Source organism: Robertmurraya kyonggiensis (assembly GCF_005116465.1).
Taxonomy (GTDB): domain Bacteria; phylum Bacillota; class Bacilli; order Bacillales; family Cytobacillaceae; genus Robertmurraya; species Robertmurraya kyonggiensis.
The window spans coordinates 2,134,265-2,151,791 of the sequence record NZ_SWBM01000001.1 but is presented as its reverse complement, the minus strand read 5'-3'; the positions used below and the strand labels follow the sequence as shown (position 1 = coordinate 2,151,791).

The 17,527-nt window shown below is 38.6% G+C and carries 18 protein-coding genes; 16 read left to right on the top strand and 2 right to left on the bottom strand.

Annotated features, from left to right (window positions below; all coding sequences use genetic code 11):
* Positions 1-3 precede the first annotated feature (3 nt).
* The 9 genes from udk to FA727_RS10810 all read left to right on the top strand — a co-directional run bounded on the left by udk (position 4) and on the right by FA727_RS10810 (position 8,478).
* A complete protein-coding gene (gene udk / locus FA727_RS10850) occupies positions 4-636 on the top strand; it encodes a uridine kinase (RefSeq protein ID WP_136830897.1) in 633 nt (210 codons plus the stop codon).
* A 279-nt stretch (positions 637-915) separates the two neighbouring features.
* Positions 916-1,392 carry a transcription elongation factor GreA gene (greA, locus tag FA727_RS10845; protein ID WP_136830896.1) on the top strand — a complete coding sequence of 159 codons (477 nt, stop codon included), beginning with the start codon at positions 916-918 and terminating at the stop codon, positions 1,390-1,392.
* Positions 1,393-1,443: 51 nt separating this feature from the next.
* Positions 1,444-3,222, top strand: coding sequence for a peptidoglycan D,D-transpeptidase FtsI family protein (locus tag FA727_RS10840; RefSeq protein WP_136830895.1), 1,779 nt, complete (start codon positions 1,444-1,446; stop codon positions 3,220-3,222).
* A gap of 393 nt (positions 3,223-3,615) precedes the next feature.
* Entirely contained in the window at positions 3,616-4,317 is a 702-nt protein-coding gene (locus FA727_RS10835) for a DUF1510 family protein (protein ID WP_136830894.1), read from the top strand.
* 182 nt (positions 4,318-4,499) lie between these two features.
* Positions 4,500-5,138: a class I SAM-dependent DNA methyltransferase gene (locus FA727_RS10830; RefSeq protein WP_136830893.1), complete on the top strand. Its 639-nt coding sequence runs from the start codon at positions 4,500-4,502 to the stop codon at positions 5,136-5,138.
* A gap of 15 nt (positions 5,139-5,153) precedes the next feature.
* Positions 5,154-5,861: a 5'-methylthioadenosine/S-adenosylhomocysteine nucleosidase gene (gene mtnN / locus FA727_RS10825; RefSeq protein ID WP_136830892.1), complete on the top strand. Its 708-nt coding sequence runs from the start codon at positions 5,154-5,156 to the stop codon at positions 5,859-5,861.
* A gap of 22 nt (positions 5,862-5,883) precedes the next feature.
* A complete protein-coding gene (locus tag FA727_RS10820; RefSeq protein WP_136830891.1) occupies positions 5,884-6,807 on the top strand; it encodes a PLP-dependent cysteine synthase family protein in 924 nt (307 codons plus the stop codon).
* Position 6,808: 1 nt separating this feature from the next.
* A complete protein-coding gene (locus FA727_RS10815; RefSeq protein WP_136830890.1) occupies positions 6,809-7,945 on the top strand; it encodes a bifunctional cystathionine gamma-lyase/homocysteine desulfhydrase in 1,137 nt (378 codons plus the stop codon).
* A gap of 392 nt (positions 7,946-8,337) precedes the next feature.
* Positions 8,338-8,478 (top strand): YrzI family small protein, encoded by a 141-nt coding sequence (locus FA727_RS10810; RefSeq protein ID WP_136830889.1) that lies wholly within the window; start codon positions 8,338-8,340, stop codon positions 8,476-8,478.
* Between the two features lie 611 nt (positions 8,479-9,089).
* Here FA727_RS10810 and sigK read toward each other — a convergent pair.
* Entirely contained in the window at positions 9,090-9,812 is a 723-nt protein-coding gene (gene sigK, locus FA727_RS10805; RefSeq protein ID WP_136830888.1) for an RNA polymerase sporulation sigma factor SigK, read from the bottom strand.
* A gap of 378 nt (positions 9,813-10,190) precedes the next feature.
* Between sigK and FA727_RS24395 the strand changes: the two genes are divergently transcribed.
* From FA727_RS24395 to FA727_RS10795, 3 genes are all read left to right on the top strand, one after another.
* A complete protein-coding gene (locus tag FA727_RS24395; RefSeq protein WP_170209256.1) occupies positions 10,191-10,343 on the top strand; it encodes a hypothetical protein in 153 nt (50 codons plus the stop codon).
* Positions 10,344-10,874: 531 nt separating this feature from the next.
* The gene (locus FA727_RS10800; protein WP_136830887.1) at positions 10,875-12,671 is read left to right on the top strand and encodes a M3 family oligoendopeptidase; all 1,797 of its coding nucleotides are present in this window, start codon (positions 10,875-10,877) and stop codon (positions 12,669-12,671) included.
* Between the two features lie 629 nt (positions 12,672-13,300).
* Positions 13,301-14,089 (top strand): phosphatidylserine decarboxylase, encoded by a 789-nt coding sequence (locus tag FA727_RS10795; protein WP_136830886.1) that lies wholly within the window; start codon positions 13,301-13,303, stop codon positions 14,087-14,089.
* 33 nt (positions 14,090-14,122) lie between these two features.
* Here the strand turns inward: FA727_RS10795 and FA727_RS10790 are convergent, their stop codons facing one another.
* Positions 14,123-14,263 carry a sporulation histidine kinase inhibitor Sda gene (locus FA727_RS10790; protein WP_136830885.1) on the bottom strand — a complete coding sequence of 47 codons (141 nt, stop codon included), beginning with the start codon at positions 14,261-14,263 and terminating at the stop codon, positions 14,123-14,125.
* A 481-nt stretch (positions 14,264-14,744) separates the two neighbouring features.
* Here FA727_RS10790 and FA727_RS10785 point away from each other — a divergent pair, with 481 nt between their 5' ends.
* From FA727_RS10785 to yhbY, 4 genes are read left to right on the top strand one after another with little or no spacing between them, the layout of a single operon-like run.
* Positions 14,745-15,260, top strand: a complete 516-nt coding sequence (locus FA727_RS10785; protein ID WP_136830884.1) for a YqeG family HAD IIIA-type phosphatase — start codon at positions 14,745-14,747, stop codon at positions 15,258-15,260.
* Positions 15,261-15,263: 3 nt separating this feature from the next.
* Positions 15,264-16,367: a ribosome biogenesis GTPase YqeH gene (gene yqeH, locus FA727_RS10780; protein ID WP_136830883.1), complete on the top strand. Its 1,104-nt coding sequence runs from the start codon at positions 15,264-15,266 to the stop codon at positions 16,365-16,367.
* 26 nt (positions 16,368-16,393) lie between these two features.
* Positions 16,394-17,233, top strand: a complete 840-nt coding sequence (gene aroE / locus FA727_RS10775) for a shikimate dehydrogenase (RefSeq protein ID WP_136830882.1) — start codon at positions 16,394-16,396, stop codon at positions 17,231-17,233.
* A complete protein-coding gene (gene yhbY, locus FA727_RS10770; protein WP_136830881.1) occupies positions 17,227-17,517 on the top strand; it encodes a ribosome assembly RNA-binding protein YhbY in 291 nt (96 codons plus the stop codon). Before aroE ends, yhbY begins: the two co-directional genes overlap by 7 nt.
* Positions 17,518-17,527: the final 10 nt, after the last annotated feature.

Here is a 17,527-nt window from a genome sequence, read left to right as displayed (position 1 = left end):
AAGATGCGCAAACCTGTTGTCATTGGCGTAACCGGGGGATCCGGTTCAGGAAAAACAAGTGTAACGAGAGCAATTTACAACAAATTTAAGGGACATTCTATTTTAATGATTGAGCAGGATTCCTATTACAAAGATCAGACGCATCTACCATTTGAAGAACGTCTAAAGACCAATTATGACCATCCATTAGCATTTGATAATGAATTATTGTATGAACATATTAAAATGCTGCAAAACAATCAGGCGATTGAAAAGCCAGTTTATGATTATGCTTTGCACACAAGATCAGAAGAAGTCATTCAAGTGGAACCAAGGGATGTTATCATTTTAGAAGGAATTCTTGTACTTGAAGATGAGCGTCTTCGTGAACTTATGGACATTAAGTTATATGTAGACACAGATGCCGATATTCGCATCATTCGTAGACTTGCACGTGATATTAAGGAACGTGGACGTACTTTGGATTCGGTCATTGATCAATATGTGAATGTTGTGCGTCCGATGCACAATCAATTTATTGAACCAACGAAGCGATACGCTGATATTATCATCCCTGAGGGTGGTCAAAATCATGTGGCGATCGATTTAATGGTCACAAAGATTCAAACAATTCTTGAACAAAAATCATTTTTATGACACAATAAGCATTAAATAATATGGAGTGAAATCCCTATCATTTGGATAGCTCCTGTTTTAAAAAAGGTCTATTTGGACACTCTATATTGCGCGCCCTATAAAAGGGGCGCGCTCCTGTGCATTTGTGAAAAGTATAAATGCTCAGCTACATAAAGCGTTTTATAACTTAGCGAAAGCGGTTTATTAAAATGCGAATCGAATTTAGCTCTGCTAAATAAGAAGATAAAAATATACACACAATCTAATTTGGGGGTTGTGAAACTAGAAGGAGTGAAGGATTTGGCTACAGAGAAAGTATTCCCGATGACTTTAGCGGGGAAGGAAAAATTAGAACAAGAACTTGAAAATTTAAAATCAGTAAAGAGAAAAGAAGTTGTTGAAAGAATTAAAATAGCTCGTAGTTTTGGTGATTTATCAGAGAACTCTGAATACGATTCTGCGAAGGAAGAACAAGCATTTGTGGAAGGTCGTATTACGACGATTGAAAATATGATCCGAAATGCAAAAATTATCGAAGAGGATGAACTAAGCGGTGATGCAGTTACTCTTGGCCGTTCTGTTACATTCTTAGAGTTACCTGATGGTGAAGAAGAAACTTACACAATCGTTGGTAGTGCGGAAGCAGATCCGTTTGAAGGAAAAATTTCAAATGATTCTCCAATCGCAAAAAGCCTTCTGGGTCGTAAAGTAGGAGATGAAGTTTCCGTTCAAACACCAGGTGGAGAAATGAACGTTCGCATCACTAAAATTCAATAAAATGTTTGAAACACTTACACCTCGTCAACACTTTTGACGAGGTGTTTTTTTATGTGGAGGAAAAGAGCGGTTGTTTTATTATCAGTATGTTTATGTTTGGTGACACTTTTGATTGGTAGACTCGTGCAGATACAATTGCTTGATTCAAGGGATTTCTCTAAGCACCACGTCAATCTTCTTGAAGCCAGTGTGAAACAACGTTCCCAAGAAATGGTTATTGATAATGGACGAGGGGGCTTTCTTGACCGTAACGGTGAATCTCTAATCCATCAGAGGATACCAGTTCTCATTTTTTTTCCCTTTTTAAAAAATGTGGAGTGGGAAGTAGAAAAAGTGGCTCAAATTATCGGTGTTCCCACCTCAACTCTTCTTCGTAAGATTGAGCAAGCAAAAGAACCTTTTGCGTTTGGAAACCCTAAAATTATGTCCTTAACAAACAAGCAAATGGAACAAATAAATAAGTTAGAGATCCCAGGTGTGTTTGCGGTAGAAAAGAAATATGCGTTAACGGAATATCCTGCAGAACAACTAATAGGGATCACAGGTCAAAATCATACAGTTCTTCAGAAAAGATATCCGGATAAAGACCTACCGACAGATTCTCTAGTGGGCTTAACTGGTTTAGAAAAAAGCTTCGATGAATTCCTTCTTCCTGATGGGAAGTCGAAGCTAGTTTACCATGTTGATGGAATAGGAGGACCATTGTTCGGTATTAATGTGAAATACGTGGAGCCTGCTAATCCATTTTATCCAGTCAATGTGAAAACAACCTTAGATAAGGAAATCCAGTTGCTAGCGGAGGAGCTCGTAGACAAACATAAGATCGAGAATGGAGGACTTGTCCTTCTTGATCTAGAAACAAACTCGATTTTAGCTTCTGTTTCACGTCCTTATATAAATAAGGATGCTCCTTATTCGGAAGCAGGGATTAATAATATGATGTTGAAGCAACAAATTCCTGGTTCTGTTTTTAAAACGATTATTGCTGCGGCGGCTATTGAATATGACTTAGATGATCCGACAAGGGTATTTGACTGTGATAAGACGATTACAGGTACGCCTGACCAGAAGTATCAGCATGGCATGCTCTCGTTTACTGAAAGCTTTGCCCAGAGCTGTAACAATACTTTCGGTACAATAGCAAAGGAATTAAAGGAAATAGATGAGAATATTATTGAGGATTATGCGAAAAAACTTTCCGTTGTAGGACAAGTCGGGTGGGAAGGCGATATTTACCACTTCGAAAACTTCCGACAAATGGAGGAGGACAATGGGAGGATTTTTCTAGACGAATCGGCTAAAAAGGATAATAATTTTGTGGCTATGACCGGAATCGGGCAGCATGAAGTAAGATTAACTCCCCTAGCCATCGCTAATATGATGGCGACAATTGCAAGGGGAGGGAAAAGTGAAATGGTTAGGGCAGCAACTGAAATTGACTATAAGGATGGAACCTCCCTACTGCCATTTGAGGAGAAGTCTTTAGGGGATGAATCGATTTCCCCCTATACGGCGATGAAGCTACAGAAGCTACTTCGCGAAGTCGTCGTAAGTGAAAAGGGTACAGGAAGAGGCTTGCAAGGGCTTCCTTATGAGGTGGCTGGTAAGTCAGGTACTGCAGAAACAGGGAGGTTTGAAGGAGAACAGCAGCTTTTGAATAAATGGTTTGCTGGCTACTTTCCTTTTGACAATCCTAAGTATGCATTGGTAACTGTCAATTTGGGTGTGTATGACACAGAAGGTTCTGTTACTCCACTGTTTGCAGATTTGGTAAAAGGACTCTATGAATTGGATCATAAAGGAAATATGGGGGAAGTTCCTACTAGTTAGGAACTTCAGACTGTTGAAAAACGCTCGCTTTCTTTGTTGCTTCGCCTTGTCCGGTGCTCATTACCTACTATGGTAACTCCGCTCCTCCCAAGGCTACGCGCCTTGAAAGACAAACGTTTTCATTCAGCCTGAAGTTCCTGCTTTTATTTTGTCAACTCTCTTTACTCCTATTACTTAGCAACTTCTTGTCTTTTTATGACTAGGTGATATATCCCTTCAAGTTTTGGGTAAGACGTGATAGAATTGTGACATCTTCATGACTGCTTTTCACATGGCTCTTTTTTGTTTACTGTTTGTAAACAGAAACAAATAGATACATTCTTTAATTTTTGTTACTAAAAGTAATACCGATGTATATAAATTAAAGATAAACGTTTTAGGGGAGGACATGCAATGCGAATTGATAATTATGGATCACGCTATCATAGACGTACAAAAAAGAAAAAAACTAATATAATTTTAAATGGCTTAATCGGTGTTGTATTACTACTCATCATTGTTGTTTCGATTAACATCTTTTTTGGAGGAAACGATGACGAAAGAGCAGAACAGAACGTAGAAGAAACGAAAAGTGAGTCAAGTAAAGCTTCGGATGAAAAACAAGATGAATCTTCACGAGTAACTGAGGATGAAGCTTCTGAAGAAGAAACGGATACAGAACAAAGCTCGGCTGTTGGGTCAGATGAAAATGAAGAAGAGGCTGATGAGGAAGAAGCCGACGAAGAAGAAGTCGATGAAAATGAAAATGGTGGAGAATCAGCTGAAGCAGTTGTGACAGACGGCGGAAGTGCTCCAAATGTAATCAAAACAATCGTCAATCCAGCATGGAAACCAGTTGGCACGGTTCAAACTGGTGAACACCATAACTCTTATGATGGTGTGGATTGGGATGAAATGGTTAATGCGATTTCTTATGCAACAGGATTATCTGAAGATCAAATGACCATCCAATTCTTAGGGAATAATGGACCTAATAAGTCTGTTGGTACAGTCTATACAAAAGGGAAAGCAGAAATTTACCGAGTATACATCGAATGGGTTGATGGCCAAGGCTGGAAACCTACACGGGTTGAACAATTATCCTCAATTGAATAAATATGAAAAAAGAATGGCTCCGTCCATTCTTTTTTTTGTCTAAAAACCTTACTATTCTGACAGTTAGCCACACCATTGCTAGCTATTTGCCGATATGGTACATTAAGAACAAGATTTTCATTAATTCATAGTATACTCATAGGAATTGTTTATATTACATCAGGAATATGGAGAGTGTGAAAATGGGAAAAGAATTTATCGAGTTATTTGAAGACTGGGCAGATTCTTATGATGAGAGTGTCACTGGCCACGATCTTGAATATAAAGCAGTATTCGAACATTATGACTTAATTTTATCAATAGTGGCGAACCGATCATTTGGGCATGTAATTGAATTTGGTCCAGGTACAGGCAATCTCACGGAGAAGCTGTTAAATAAAGGATTACAGGTAACAGCCTTTGAACCTTCACGGTCTATGCGCAAAAAAGCAATTGAAAAATTAGGCGATCGCGCTCAGATTAAAGAAGGCGATTTTCAAAGCTTTGAAACAGAAGAGGATATTCAAACGATTGTGAGTACCTATGCGTTTCACCACTTAACAGACGAAGAAAAAGCAGAAGCTATTGATGCTTATGGAAAGTTACTCCAACCTGGTGGTAAAATAGTTTTTGCGGATACGATGTACGAATCAGTTGAAGCATATAAACGAGCTATTGAAAAAGCTAAGAAGCAGAACTTTAATAATCTGGCGGAGGATCTTGAGAGGGAGTACTATACAACCATTCCTGTTTTGAAAAAAATGATGGAAGACAACAATTTTTCTGTGCATTTTGAACAGGTAAATGATTTTGTCTGGATTATGGAAGGAATCAAAAGATAAGAAAGAGGTTGGATCATGACAATTGCTATCATTGGAGCAATGGAAGAAGAAGTAACTTTACTAAGAGAGAAAATAGAGAATAAGAAGGTTGAGACAATCGCAGGCTGTGAATTTACCTTAGGAAAAATGGATGGAGCAGACGTCATTTTACTTCGTTCGGGAATCGGAAAGGTGAACGCTGCTATGTCGACATCCATCCTTTTAGAAAAATATAAGCCTGACTTTGTTGTTAATACTGGCTCTGCTGGTGGATTTAATCCGGACCTAAATGTGGGAGACGTGGTCATTTCCTCTGAGGTTCGACATCATGATGTGGACGTTACGGCTTTTGGGTATGAGTATGGTCAAGTGCCACAGCTACCACCTGCTTTTATTGCAAATGAAGAACTCGTGGAAATTGCTGAAGATGCAGCAGGGGAAATCGAGGGTATTCAGGTTGTAAAAGGATTGATTGCAACGGGTGATTCTTTTATGAATGATCCGAAGCGAGTTGAGGCGATTCAAGATAAATTTATCGACCTTCAAGCAGTAGAAATGGAAGCAGCAGCGATCGCGCAAGTATCTCATCAATTTGGCACTCCTTTTGTCATCATCCGTTCTTTATCAGATATTGCTGGTAAAGAATCAAATGTATCTTTTGAGCAATTTTTAGACAAAGCTGCTCTACATTCAGCCACACTTGTGATGAAAATTGTGGCAGCAATCAATAAGAAGAACATCTAGGTCAAGTTAAAGGGTGAGTATTTTGAAGATATACAAAAATGTCCATGAACTGATTGGTCAAACACCGATGCTTGAAATCACACAGTTTTCATTACCAGAGGGAGTACGGCTTTTTGCCAAGCTTGAGTTCCTCAATCCAGGAGGTAGTGTGAAAGACCGATTAGGCATGGAACTTCTCCATGAAGCCATTGCAACTGGAAAAATAAGTGAAGGAAGCACGATTATTGAACCAACCGCTGGAAATACAGGGATTGGCTTGGCTCTTGCTGCGATCAATTCTGGAATTAAGGTTATACTCTGTGTTCCGGAAAAATTTAGTGTGGAAAAACAGGAGCTCATGAAAGCTTTAGGGGCAGAAATTGTTCACACTCCTACGGAAAAAGGCATGAAGGGAGCAATCGAAAAGGCTAGTGAATTGCTTCAGGAAATTCCTAATTCATATTGTCCGCAGCAGTTTGGAAACCCTGCAAATCCTCATACTTATTATAAAACATTGGGTCCAGAAATCTGGGAACAGTTAGATGGACAAATTGACGTGTTTGTCGCTGGGGCTGGTACGGGTGGAACCTTTATGGGAACGGCGCGTTACCTAAAGGAACAAAAAGAAGATATCAAAACGGTGATTGTCGAGCCTGAAGGTTCGATTTTAAACGGTGGAGAGCCTGGACCTCATAAAACGGAGGGAATCGGAATGGAATTTCTTCCAGGATATATGGATCCGAACTATTTTAATGCAATTCACACAGTTTCTGATATTAATGCTTTTAAACTCGTGAAGGAACTTGCAAAAAAGGAAGGTCTCCTAGTAGGAAGTTCATCTGGAGCCGCTTTGTATGCAGCATTAGAAGAAGCGAAAATCGCTCCGAAAGGAACAAATATTGTCGTTATTTTTCCGGACGGAAGTGAAAGATACTTAAGCAAGAAAATTTATGAAGGAGGGATCTAGAATGAAGCGTAAAACAAGATTAATTCATGGTGGCATTTCTGGTGACCCAGCAACAGGTGCGGTATCAGTGCCGATTTATCAAGTAAGTACCTATAAGCAAGAGGGAGTAGGAGGCCATAAGGGCTTTGAATACTCTCGTACTGGAAACCCAACTCGTCACGCTTTAGAAGAGCTAATTAAGGATATTGAGGGTGGACACGCTGGTTTTGCCTTTGGTTCAGGAATGGCAGCCATTACAGCTGTGATCATGCTTTTAAATAGTGGAGACCATGTTGTATTAACAGACGATGTATACGGTGGAACTTACCGTGTCATGAATAAAGTGTTAAACCGCTTTGGCATTGAATCTACGTTCGTCGATACAAGTAATCTCAAAGAAATTGAAAAAGCCATCAAAGAGAACACAAAGGCCATTTACATTGAAACACCAACAAACCCTTTATTAAAAATTACCGATATTCGTGAGGCTGCAAACATTGCGAAGAAGCATGATTTACTCACGATCGTAGATAATACTTTCTCAACTCCATATTGGCAGAACCCAATCGAGCTTGGGGCAGACATTGTCCTACATAGCGCGACTAAATATATTGGTGGACATTCAGATGTTGTGGCTGGCTTAGTTGTAGTCAATAGCGAGAAACTTGCAGAGGATCTTCATTTTGTTCAAAACTCAACTGGAGGCGTTTTAGGACCTCAGGATTCATGGTTATTGATGAGAGGAATTAAAACACTTGGAGTACGAATGGAAGAGACTGAAGCGAATACGAAAGAAATCGTTGCTTTTCTAGAAGATCATCCTCAAGTGAAAAAAGTGTATTATCCTGGACTAGAGACGCACCCGAATCATGACATTGCAAAGAAACAAGCGACAGGCTTTGGTGGAATGATCTCTTTTGACGTCGGAAGTGAAGCGGCAGCTGATGAACTGCTTAGTAAAGTAAAATACTTCACGTTAGCAGAAAGCTTAGGTGCTGTAGAGAGTCTTATTTCTGTTCCAGCACGTATGACTCATGCATCGATTCCGAAAGAGCGTCGTGCAGAGCTTGGGATCACAGATGGTTTAGTACGTATCTCTGTTGGTTTAGAGGATGTTGAAGACCTAATTGAGGACTTAAAGCAGGGATTAGAAAGCTAGAATTGTATGTTTTTTGTATATTTTTCTGAAAAATAGGTAAAAAAAGGTTTACAACTACTAGTATAGTGGATATAATTACCACTGTAAGCGAAAAATTCTAAAAGGAGGTCGATGAAAATGATGATGAATATGGGAATTGAAAAGTCTTCAACAACTTTATATGGATTATTTTCACAATCGACCTGCATGGTTCTTCACGAATCATAAGGAATGGATCGCGTAATGTAAAACTTACTATAAGCATCCAAGCCGCAGGGGGATTGTGCCCTGCGGCTTTTTGTGCCCTTTTTAAGGCCGTAGAGATTGTTCTTTACGGCCTTTTTGTGCCTAAAAAAGGATGCTTGGATTACAGAGAAGGTTACTTACGATTTTCTGATAAGGAGGTGGGAATTATGACCCTGAATATTCTATTTTTTACTGTGACGATTAGACAACGTAAAGTGTCTTTGGATGATGCTTTGCGTAATGAAATGGCGAGAGAAGCTTATGAAAATATGAAAAATCGTGCACTAAGCGTACATCGCTTATTTTAATGTTAGTTAAAAAAATTTATGAAAGGCGGGAATAACAATGATGTTTTTAATGCAAAGAAGAAATGCAGTTTTGTGGGTGGAGAAGGATACCGACTAACAGAGCTCTCTAAGATGAGGAGTGATGCACATGTATCTTAATATCTTATTGTTGACACTTGTTTTCCGTAAAAGGAAAGATCGAAAGCTTTAACAGAATGTTCACATTCCCCGAACGTTGACACCGTATTTATATGGTAAATTCAAATTAACAATAGGTTAACTTGAATACTGTTGATGGGGTGTGAGAGTATGCTATCAATCGTGATGGGATTTGTCATTTGTGGAACAATCGGTTGTATTATTGCTGCAGAAGTAAGTGTTGAAGATTAATTGAAAGAAGCATTGGTCAGTTTAGATGACCGATGCTTCTTTTTAACTCATTGTTTTTGAATTACTTACTTGTTTTTTCAGTAAATGTCCTAAGGCCGACATTTACACCTCCTACGTGGTATATTGCTACATATAATTTTTGTACGGCACTTTTCCCTATTTGTTCCTGTTTTTAAGTAGGAGTACTGTTAATCATTTATTGAAATATTTTCTAGAACAATAATATTTGGGAAAAGAGCCTTTTAGTTACTTTCATTTTTTCGTTTTTCTTTCTCGGCGCGATAAAATTCATGAAACATCTTCATTAAGGCTCTTTTTTCAATTCTAGATACATAGCTTCTGGAAATGCCAAGCTCCTTGGCAATTTCTCGTTGTGTCTTTTCTTTCTTTAGATCTAACCCGAACCGACCGACAATGACCTCTCGTTCTCTCCCATCCAGTACATCGATATATTCCTTAACCTTTTCAAGCTCCATATTGAGCTGAATCGTATCAATGACATCCTCTGAATCGGATTTTAATACATCAATTAAGGAAATCTCATTTCCTTCTTTGTCCTGTCCGATTGGGTCGTGTAGTGAGACATCCTTTTTTGTCTTCTTGAGAGCTCTTAAATGCATAAGGATTTCATTTTCGATACACCGTGCGGCATAGGTAGCAAGCTTCGTCCCTTTACCTTCGGAGTAGCTTTCAATCGCTTTTATTAAGCCGATTGTTCCGATTGAAATGAGGTCCTCTGAATCCTCGCCAGTATTTTCGAATTTTTTCACTATATGGGCAACGAGTCGGAGATTGTGCTCGATTAGCATGTTACGGGCATGACTGTCCCCTTCAGTCATTAATCTTAAATATTTCTTTTCATCTTCAGGTGACAATGGTTGAGGAAAGGCGTTGTTCTTTACATAAGAGACTAGAAAGATAATCTCTTTGACTAAAACTCCAAGCGCAGTCAGAATTCCAGACATGTAGACACCCCCGCTATTATGACTTTCGCCTATAACTAATAATTATGAAGAGAGGGGATTGTATTTGTCTGTCCCATAAAGATTATTTTTTGTTAGAGGCTCTTTTCTCAAATTTTGTTACTTTTAGAGCGAGAATAATAATTACTGAGAAAAGAGCTACGAACATTATATTAAGCACAAAATGTCTATTACTACGTTAAAATCGGCTTTAGGATTTTAAACAACAGGTTTTTTCGAAAATAACTTTGTAGGAAATTATTACCTTCGTTTTTTCTTGGAAAAATGTCCTACAAATCTTGTCAAAATCGACATTTGCCTATACCGATGGCAGGCTCTAGCATAGTTTATTAATAGGAGAATTTAAAGGAGGTATAGGAAATGCCTTATGGTTACCCTGGTCCTTATGCATATCCACCCCCTTACCCGTACTATGGTGGCGGAAGTGGTGCGTGGACTGCTTTATGGATCGTGTTATTTATCATTTTATTGATTTTCGGAGCATGGTGGTTTTATGGTGGTTACTATAAATAATACAAAGGAAAAGCAGTAAGAGAAAAAAACTAATGGGTTTCTTTTTTAGTGCCCTCTTAGTAAATGACACAAGGATTGACGTATGAATTGGCATACGTCTTTTCCTTTTTTATCAACATTTCTAACGTATTGAGTACAAATTTCTGCATCTGGATTGAAAGCTTCCATATTTAACAGTTAGGGATTAGGTTAAGCGCCGGATTCGAAAAATAGAAGGAAAAATTTCGCTTATATAGTAATTAGCATTAAAAAAGGCTTTAATAGACGGAGGAATTCCGCTTATTGACTTGAAAAATACGAAAATGGGAGATTATGATTCGCATAATCGGAAAAACTTCCCTTATTGACTCTGATACGAGCGCTATTTTGTTTTTAGTAGGAAAATCTCCGCTTATTTTGCTCGATTGAGGCCAAGACCTCCTGATTAAAACTACATGAGTTACATTTTATTTAGACTAACGAAATATACTGTGATATAATTAATGAAATTTCAGAAAAATATAACTATATATGATAAGAGGAGGAAATTTGATGACGACTACTACATATTCAGAGGTTTGGGATTTAGATGTGTTTTTTAGCGGTGGGAGTGCTTCACCTGAATTTGCAGCACATTTAGAAGAAACAAAAACAATGGTGGAGAATTTTAAGGCAAAAGTTTCAAGCTGGAATCCAACAAATACGAGTGAAGATGGACAACAGCTTTTATCCATCGTTCATGCATTTGAACAAGTAACAAAAAAGGTTCGCCAAGCAGGAGCATTTGTGAGCTGTCTACAAGCTCAAAATACAGAGGATAGACTCGTAGAGGGCTTGCGTGGAAACGTAACAGGAATTAGTGCTGAATTCCAAATTGGGTTGACTGATCTCGACCAAAAGCTTACCTCCATTAATGCTGAAGTATGGAGCAGTATTTTAGAACAAGAAGGATTGAAGGAGCTTGCCTTTGTTTTATCTGAAAGAAGACAAGAGGCGAGTGAAAAGCTTTCAAAGGATGAAGAAACACTAATCAATGCTCTTAGTGTCGATGGCTATCATGGCTGGGGGCAATTATACGATGTCATCGTTGGTACAACGAAAGTAGAAATCAACGAAAATGATACAACGAAGGCTTTATCAGTGGGACAAGCAGCGAATAAGTTTTCACATCCTGATCGTAACGTGCGAAAAGAGGTATTTGCAGCATGGGAAAAAGCATGGGGGGATAAATCTGCTTATCTCTCAAAAACTCTTAATCATTTAGCTGGCTTCCGTTTGAAAGTGTATAAGCAAAGAGGTTGGGAAGAGGTTCTGAAGGAGCCGTTAGCCATCAACCGAATGAAAAAAGAAACGTTAGACACGATGTGGAAGGTCATTTCTGATAAGAAAGCTCCTCTTGTAAAATTTTTAGAAAGAAAAGCTGAGCTTCTTGGACTTGAAAAATTAAGTTGGTATGACTTAGACGCACCTCTTGGGCAAGCAGAGACAAAAATTTCTTACCAAGAAGGAGCGGAGTTTATTCTCGAGCATTTCGAGAAATTTGGAGATGAAATGACTGGCTTTGCGAAAAAAGCTTTCGAAGAACAATGGATTGAAGCGGAGGATCGTCCTGGGAAAAAGCCAGGTGGATTCCACACATATTTCCCTGAAGACAGCCAATCAAGAATTTTCATGACGTATTCTGGGACACCTTCTAATGTGTCTACATTAGCTCATGAATTAGGTCATGGATTCCATACGTATGCAATGAGAGACTTACACACATTAAATCGAAACTATGCGATGAATGTGGCAGAAACGGCTTCGACCTTTGCAGAAATGATTGTAGCAGATGCTTCAGTGAAAAACGCTACAACAGAAGAGGAAAAGCTTGCTCTTTTAGAAGATAAGGTCCAACGTTCGGTAGCCTTATTAATGAATATCCATGCTAGATTCTTATTTGAAACGAGATTTTACGAAGAAAGAAAAGAAGGAATTGTCAGCACAGAGCGACTAAATCAATTAATGGAAGAGGCTCAAAAAGAAGCCTATGGAGATGCTTTAGAAGAGTATCATCCGCTATTCTGGGCATCTAAGCTTCATTTCTATATCACTGGGGTACCATTCTACAACTTCCCATACACGTTTGGATACTTATTCTCGTTAGGCATTTACGCACAAGCGATTGAAGAAGGCAAAGGATATGAGGAAAAATACATTAGCTTACTTAAGGATACGGCATCAATGACGGTTGAAGAATTAGCTCTTAAGCATTTAAATGTAGACCTAACGCAGCCTGAATTCTGGGAAAAAGGTGTACAGTTATGTATTGATGATGTAGAAGAATTCTTACAACTGACGAATAAATAATAGTAAAGGCAGCATCCATTTGGGTGCTGTCAGAGTGTAGACAAACTCGGAAATTTTCGATTTTGCCTACACTCTTTTTTCTTTTAAGCTTTGTTAAAAGCAGGTGATGATTTTATTATATTGAAAAATAGGCGGAAAGCTTCCGACTAAAACAAGAAATTACCTATTTTCTCAATAAATAAGCGGAGTTTTTCCCGTTAAGCAATCCAATTTCCTTGATTTTAAGGGTTATTAAGTAATTTAAGCGGAAAAACACCGCCAATTTCACCTACTATTCATTCATTTTTCAATATAAACGGAATTTCTCCGGTTAAGTGGGTTGGACTTGGAAAACTGCTTGAGTGTACCACAACTAGTTGATTGGAGCGGAGGGTGCTTGACTCCTGGGGGAATAGCGTGACAGGCGAGACCCCGCACGAGCGATCAGCGAGGAGGAGGCTTGGCGCACGCCCCCCGGAAAGCAAGTGCCCGAAGCGGAAATCAATGGAATTAAAACGGAATTCCAATCTAGCAGCGTCTAATCAGGTGCTGTTTTTGTGTTTTTTTGATAATCAATAGTGCATAAGTTAGTGCAAATGTTATAATAGCACTCATGGAATCAAATTGTTTCGCCTATGGAGGTATGTAAATTGATTCAAACGCTTTATCGCACGCTCATTGAACTTACGAACGGAAAGTGGTCGTCTGTTCTGTTAAGTAAGTTTGCTCAGTCGAAAGCTAGTCGGTTCTTAGTTCCGTCTTTTGCAAAAGTATATAAGATTAATTTGGATGAAATGGCAAGTCCGATTCATGAGTTCCCGACCCTCCATGACTTTTTCATTCGGAAATTACACATAAATGCAAGGGAAATAGATAAGGCTGAAAACTCTGTAGTCAGTCCGGTTGATGCGGTGCTTGAGGATATAGGTGAGATTAACGCTGAATTAGCTCTAAATGTGAAAGGGAAGCCATATTCCTTGTTGGATATGTTTGGCAGCGAGGAAAAGGCTCAGCAATATGAAAAAGGAATGTACATCCTCCTTTATCTCAGTCCGAGTCATTATCACCGAATTCATAGCCCTCTATCTGGAAAAATTGTTAGGACATGGACATTAGGAAACAAATCATATCCTGTCAATCGTTACGGTCTTAAATATGGCAGAGATACAATATCGAAAAACTTCCGTAAGATTACGGAAGTCCAGCATGAAAATGGTGTAGCAGCTATCGTCAAGGTTGGTGCTATGTTTGTCAATTCGATCGAAACGATCCATAATGGAGAGCGGATTGAAAAAGGAGAAGAAATGGCCTATTTCACATTTGGGTCTACAGTTATCCTTCTTTTTTCAAAAAATTCATTTGAGCCTTTAAATTTTGCAACACCAAAGGAAATGAAGGTTGGGGAACCATTAGGTTATACGACAAACATTCCTTCATAAGGGCAAAAAAAAAGCCCTAAAGGGCATATAAAATTAAGAGGAAACTTTTATTTTGTGAGCCAATGAACGACGGTGAAGTTCTGTTTCAATTAGACGGATAAAATCTTTGCTTAAATTTAATTCTTTCGCTTTGAAATAGGATTCTACTAATAGATCATCTGACAATTTCCTCATGTCAGAATTCACCTCCTCGTCATAAAAGGTTCTACTAAGTAAAAAAATACATATAATGTAAGTTAGCTCTTTGGTGTATTCTTACTCTAACAAAAATAACGAAGTAGAACAACCGTTCCATTTATCCACAGTAACCAGTGGATAAGTTGTGAGTAATATGTTTATAAATAAAATAGAACTCTATAAATCAGTGTGTATTTTGTGAATAAAGTTATCCACAAGTGTTGAAAAGTTGGTATCCTTGTCGAAAACTTTTTATGTGAATACTGTGATTTTATGTATTTCGACATTTTTAGAGTTTATTCTTCTTGGTGTTTGTAGAAGTGTGTTGAACATATGGCGAATAGAAAAGGATTTTCCCTTACATCTTTGCTCGCTTGCCTATTTCAATACTCAACAGTTAAAATTGGTATGATGTTCACGGTTTAAGCAAAAATTTAAACCCGATGGATATGTCATGATGAAATAGAGGTGTCTTATATTGTTAACAAACTTTTTACCAAATCAGCATGTGAAAAATATTTTTCATATAACTCCTGAGAGTTTGAAAGAAAAAGGGATCAAGGGGATTATTACTGATTTAGATAATACGTTGGTAGAATGGGATCGTCCGAATGCTACGCCGAAGCTTCAGGAATGGTTTGAGGCGATGCAAAAGGAGAATATTAAAATAACGATCGTATCGAATAATAATCGTGAAAGGGTTCAGGCCTTCTCTGACCCATTGAACATTCCGTTTATTTTTCAAGCTAGAAAGCCTTTAGGAAAAGCGTTTCGTAAGGCGATCAGTGATATGGGCTTAAAGAAAGAAGAAACGGTTGTCATCGGGGATCAGCTTTTAACCGATGTACTTGGAGGGAACCGCGGAGGTTTTCACACGATCTTGGTAGTCCCTGTTGCTTCAACAGATGGCTTTTTTACAAGATTTAATCGATTGGTTGAAAGAAGAATACTCAACTGGTTTAGAAAAAAAGGTATGTTAGTTTGGGAGGATTAATCTTTGAGTGAACAATATATTTGCATAGGCTGCGGTGTGAAAATTCAAACGGAGCATAAGGATGAATTAGGCTATGCGCCGAAGTCGTCCCTTGAAAAAGAAGATATTATTTGTCAGCGATGCTTTCGTTTGAAGCATTACAATGAAGTTCAGGATGTCAGTTTAACAGATGATGACTTCTTGAAAATCTTAAATGGGCTTGGAGAACGTGATGCTTTAATCGTTAAGATTGTTGATATTTTTGACTTTAACGGAAGCTGGTTACCAGGATTGCATCGTTTTGTCGGGAAAAACCCAATTTTATTAATTGGAAATAAAGTGGACTTGCTCCCTCATTCTGTTAAACCAAACAAGCTGATTAATTGGATGAAGCAGGAAGCAAAAGAGCTTGGCTTGAAACCGATTGATGTGCTTTTAGTAAGTGCCGATAAGGGACACTTCATTAAGGAAGCGACAGATGCTATTGAGAAATACCGTGAAGGCAAGGACGTCTATGTAGTCGGCTGTACGAATGTAGGAAAGTCTACCTTCATTAACCGTATTTTAAAAGAGGTAACAGGTGAAGGTGATGTGATCACAACTTCTCATTTCCCTGGTACTACGCTTGATATCATTGAAATTCCTCTTGCAGATGGAAAATCTTTAGTTGATACCCCGGGGATTATTAATCATCATCAGATGGCCCATTATATTGATAAACGAGATTTAAAGGTCATCACACCGAAAAAAGAAATTAAGCCAAAAATTTATCAACTAAATGAAGCTCAAACATTGTTTTTCGGAGGCTTGGCTCGCTTTGATTACATTTCGGGTGGTCGGCGTTCGTTTGTTTGTCATTTTTCTAATAATATCGAAATTCATCGAACGAAATTGGAAAAGGCAGATGATCTTTATGAAAGGCATGTTGGGGAGATGTTAACACCGCCTCGTAAGGAGCAATTAGAAGATTTTCCACCGTTAGTAAAGCATGAATTTACGATAAAAGAAGGCAAAACAGATATCGTTTTCTCAGGACTTGGTTGGATAACTGTAACTGAACCTGGTGCGAAGGTAGCCGTCTACGTACCAAAAGGCGTTCATGCAATGCTGAGAAAATCGCTTATATAAAGAGAGCGAAAGGGTTGGGGAGGAGTATGAAAAGTTTATATGCGGTAATTGGGAATCCGATTGCCCACTCAATGTCGCCAGTCATGCATAATGATTTGTTTCAGCATTATGAATTAGATGCCCATTACCATGCTTTTGCGATTGAGACTAACGATCTTACTGATGCGGTAAAAGGATTTAGAGCCATTGGGATTTCAGGATTTAATGTGACCGTTCCTCATAAGGTAGCCATTATGCCGCTATTGGATGAAATCGACCCTCTCGCCCGTTCAATTGGGGCCGTAAATACGGTCGTCAATGAAAATGGACGCTTGATCGGATATAATACGGACGGGAGCGGTTTTGTTCTTGGGCTTAAAAATAAATTCGATGATCTTGAATCAAAAAAAGTGTTAATTATTGGCGCAGGTGGGGCTGCAAGAGCGATTTATTTTACAATGGCTCACGTTGGGGTAAAGCATTTAGACATTACGAACCGAACCATTACTAAAGCTGAGAACTTAGCTAAGGATTGTCCTTATAGCGTCAATACGTCAATACTACAATTGGAAGAGGCGGAAAACCGTTTAGGAGCTTATGATATTATCATTCAGACGACTTCGATCGGAATGGCTCCACAAACTGAATGCGAACCGCTATCTTTACATAATTTAAGTAAAAATGCTTTTGTGAGTGATATCATCTATAACCCATTAGAAACGAGGCTTCTAAAGATGGCCAGAGAAAAAGGGGCCAACACGCAAAATGGGATAGAAATGTTCGTTAATCAAGGCGCTCTCGCCTTCGAAAAGTGGACAGGGCTCATGCCGGATACAAGTCGAATGACAACAAAAGTGTTAAAACAGCTGGGAGGCACAAAATGTTAACAGGAAAACAAAAAAGATTTCTTCGTTCAAAAGCTCATCATCTTAACCCAATTTTTCAAGTGGGTAAAGGTGGAGTAAATGAAAATATGGTTAGACAAATTAATGAAGCATTAGAAGTACGTGAATTAATTAAGGTCAGCATTTTACAAAACTGTGATGAGGATAAAAATACAGTGGCAGAGCAACTGGTAGAAGGCTGTGATGCAGAGCTTGTCCAAATTATCGGGCATACGATCGTTCTGTACAAAGAGTCTCGAGAAAATAAAGAAATCGTTTTACCATAAGCGCTTTTCT

What these genes read in the sequence shown, in the direction of transcription:
- udk (WP_136830897.1), top strand. Translation starts at nt 4, where the DNA reads ATGCGCAAACCTGTTGTCATTGGCGTAACCGGGGGATCCGGTTCAGGA.
- FA727_RS10840 (WP_136830895.1), top strand. Translation starts at nt 1,444, where the DNA reads ATGTGGAGGAAAAGAGCGGTTGTTTTATTATCAGTATGTTTATGTTTG.
- FA727_RS10835 (WP_136830894.1), top strand. Translation starts at nt 3,616, where the DNA reads ATGCGAATTGATAATTATGGATCACGCTATCATAGACGTACAAAAAAG.
- FA727_RS10830 (WP_136830893.1), top strand. Translation starts at nt 4,500, where the DNA reads ATGGGAAAAGAATTTATCGAGTTATTTGAAGACTGGGCAGATTCTTAT.
- mtnN (WP_136830892.1), top strand. Translation starts at nt 5,154, where the DNA reads ATGACAATTGCTATCATTGGAGCAATGGAAGAAGAAGTAACTTTACTA.
- FA727_RS10815 (WP_136830890.1), top strand. Translation starts at nt 6,809, where the DNA reads ATGAAGCGTAAAACAAGATTAATTCATGGTGGCATTTCTGGTGACCCA.
- FA727_RS10810 (WP_136830889.1), top strand. Translation starts at nt 8,338, where the DNA reads ATGACCCTGAATATTCTATTTTTTACTGTGACGATTAGACAACGTAAA.
- sigK (WP_136830888.1), bottom strand. Translation starts at nt 9,812, where the DNA reads ATGTCTGGAATTCTGACTGCGCTTGGAGTTTTAGTCAAAGAGATTATC.
- FA727_RS24395 (WP_170209256.1), top strand. Translation starts at nt 10,191, where the DNA reads ATGCCTTATGGTTACCCTGGTCCTTATGCATATCCACCCCCTTACCCG.
- FA727_RS10800 (WP_136830887.1), top strand. Translation starts at nt 10,875, where the DNA reads ATGACGACTACTACATATTCAGAGGTTTGGGATTTAGATGTGTTTTTT.
- FA727_RS10790 (WP_136830885.1), bottom strand. Translation starts at nt 14,263, where the DNA reads ATGAGGAAATTGTCAGATGATCTATTAGTAGAATCCTATTTCAAAGCG.
- aroE (WP_136830882.1), top strand. Translation starts at nt 16,394, where the DNA reads ATGAAAAGTTTATATGCGGTAATTGGGAATCCGATTGCCCACTCAATG.
- yhbY (WP_136830881.1), top strand. Translation starts at nt 17,227, where the DNA reads ATGTTAACAGGAAAACAAAAAAGATTTCTTCGTTCAAAAGCTCATCAT.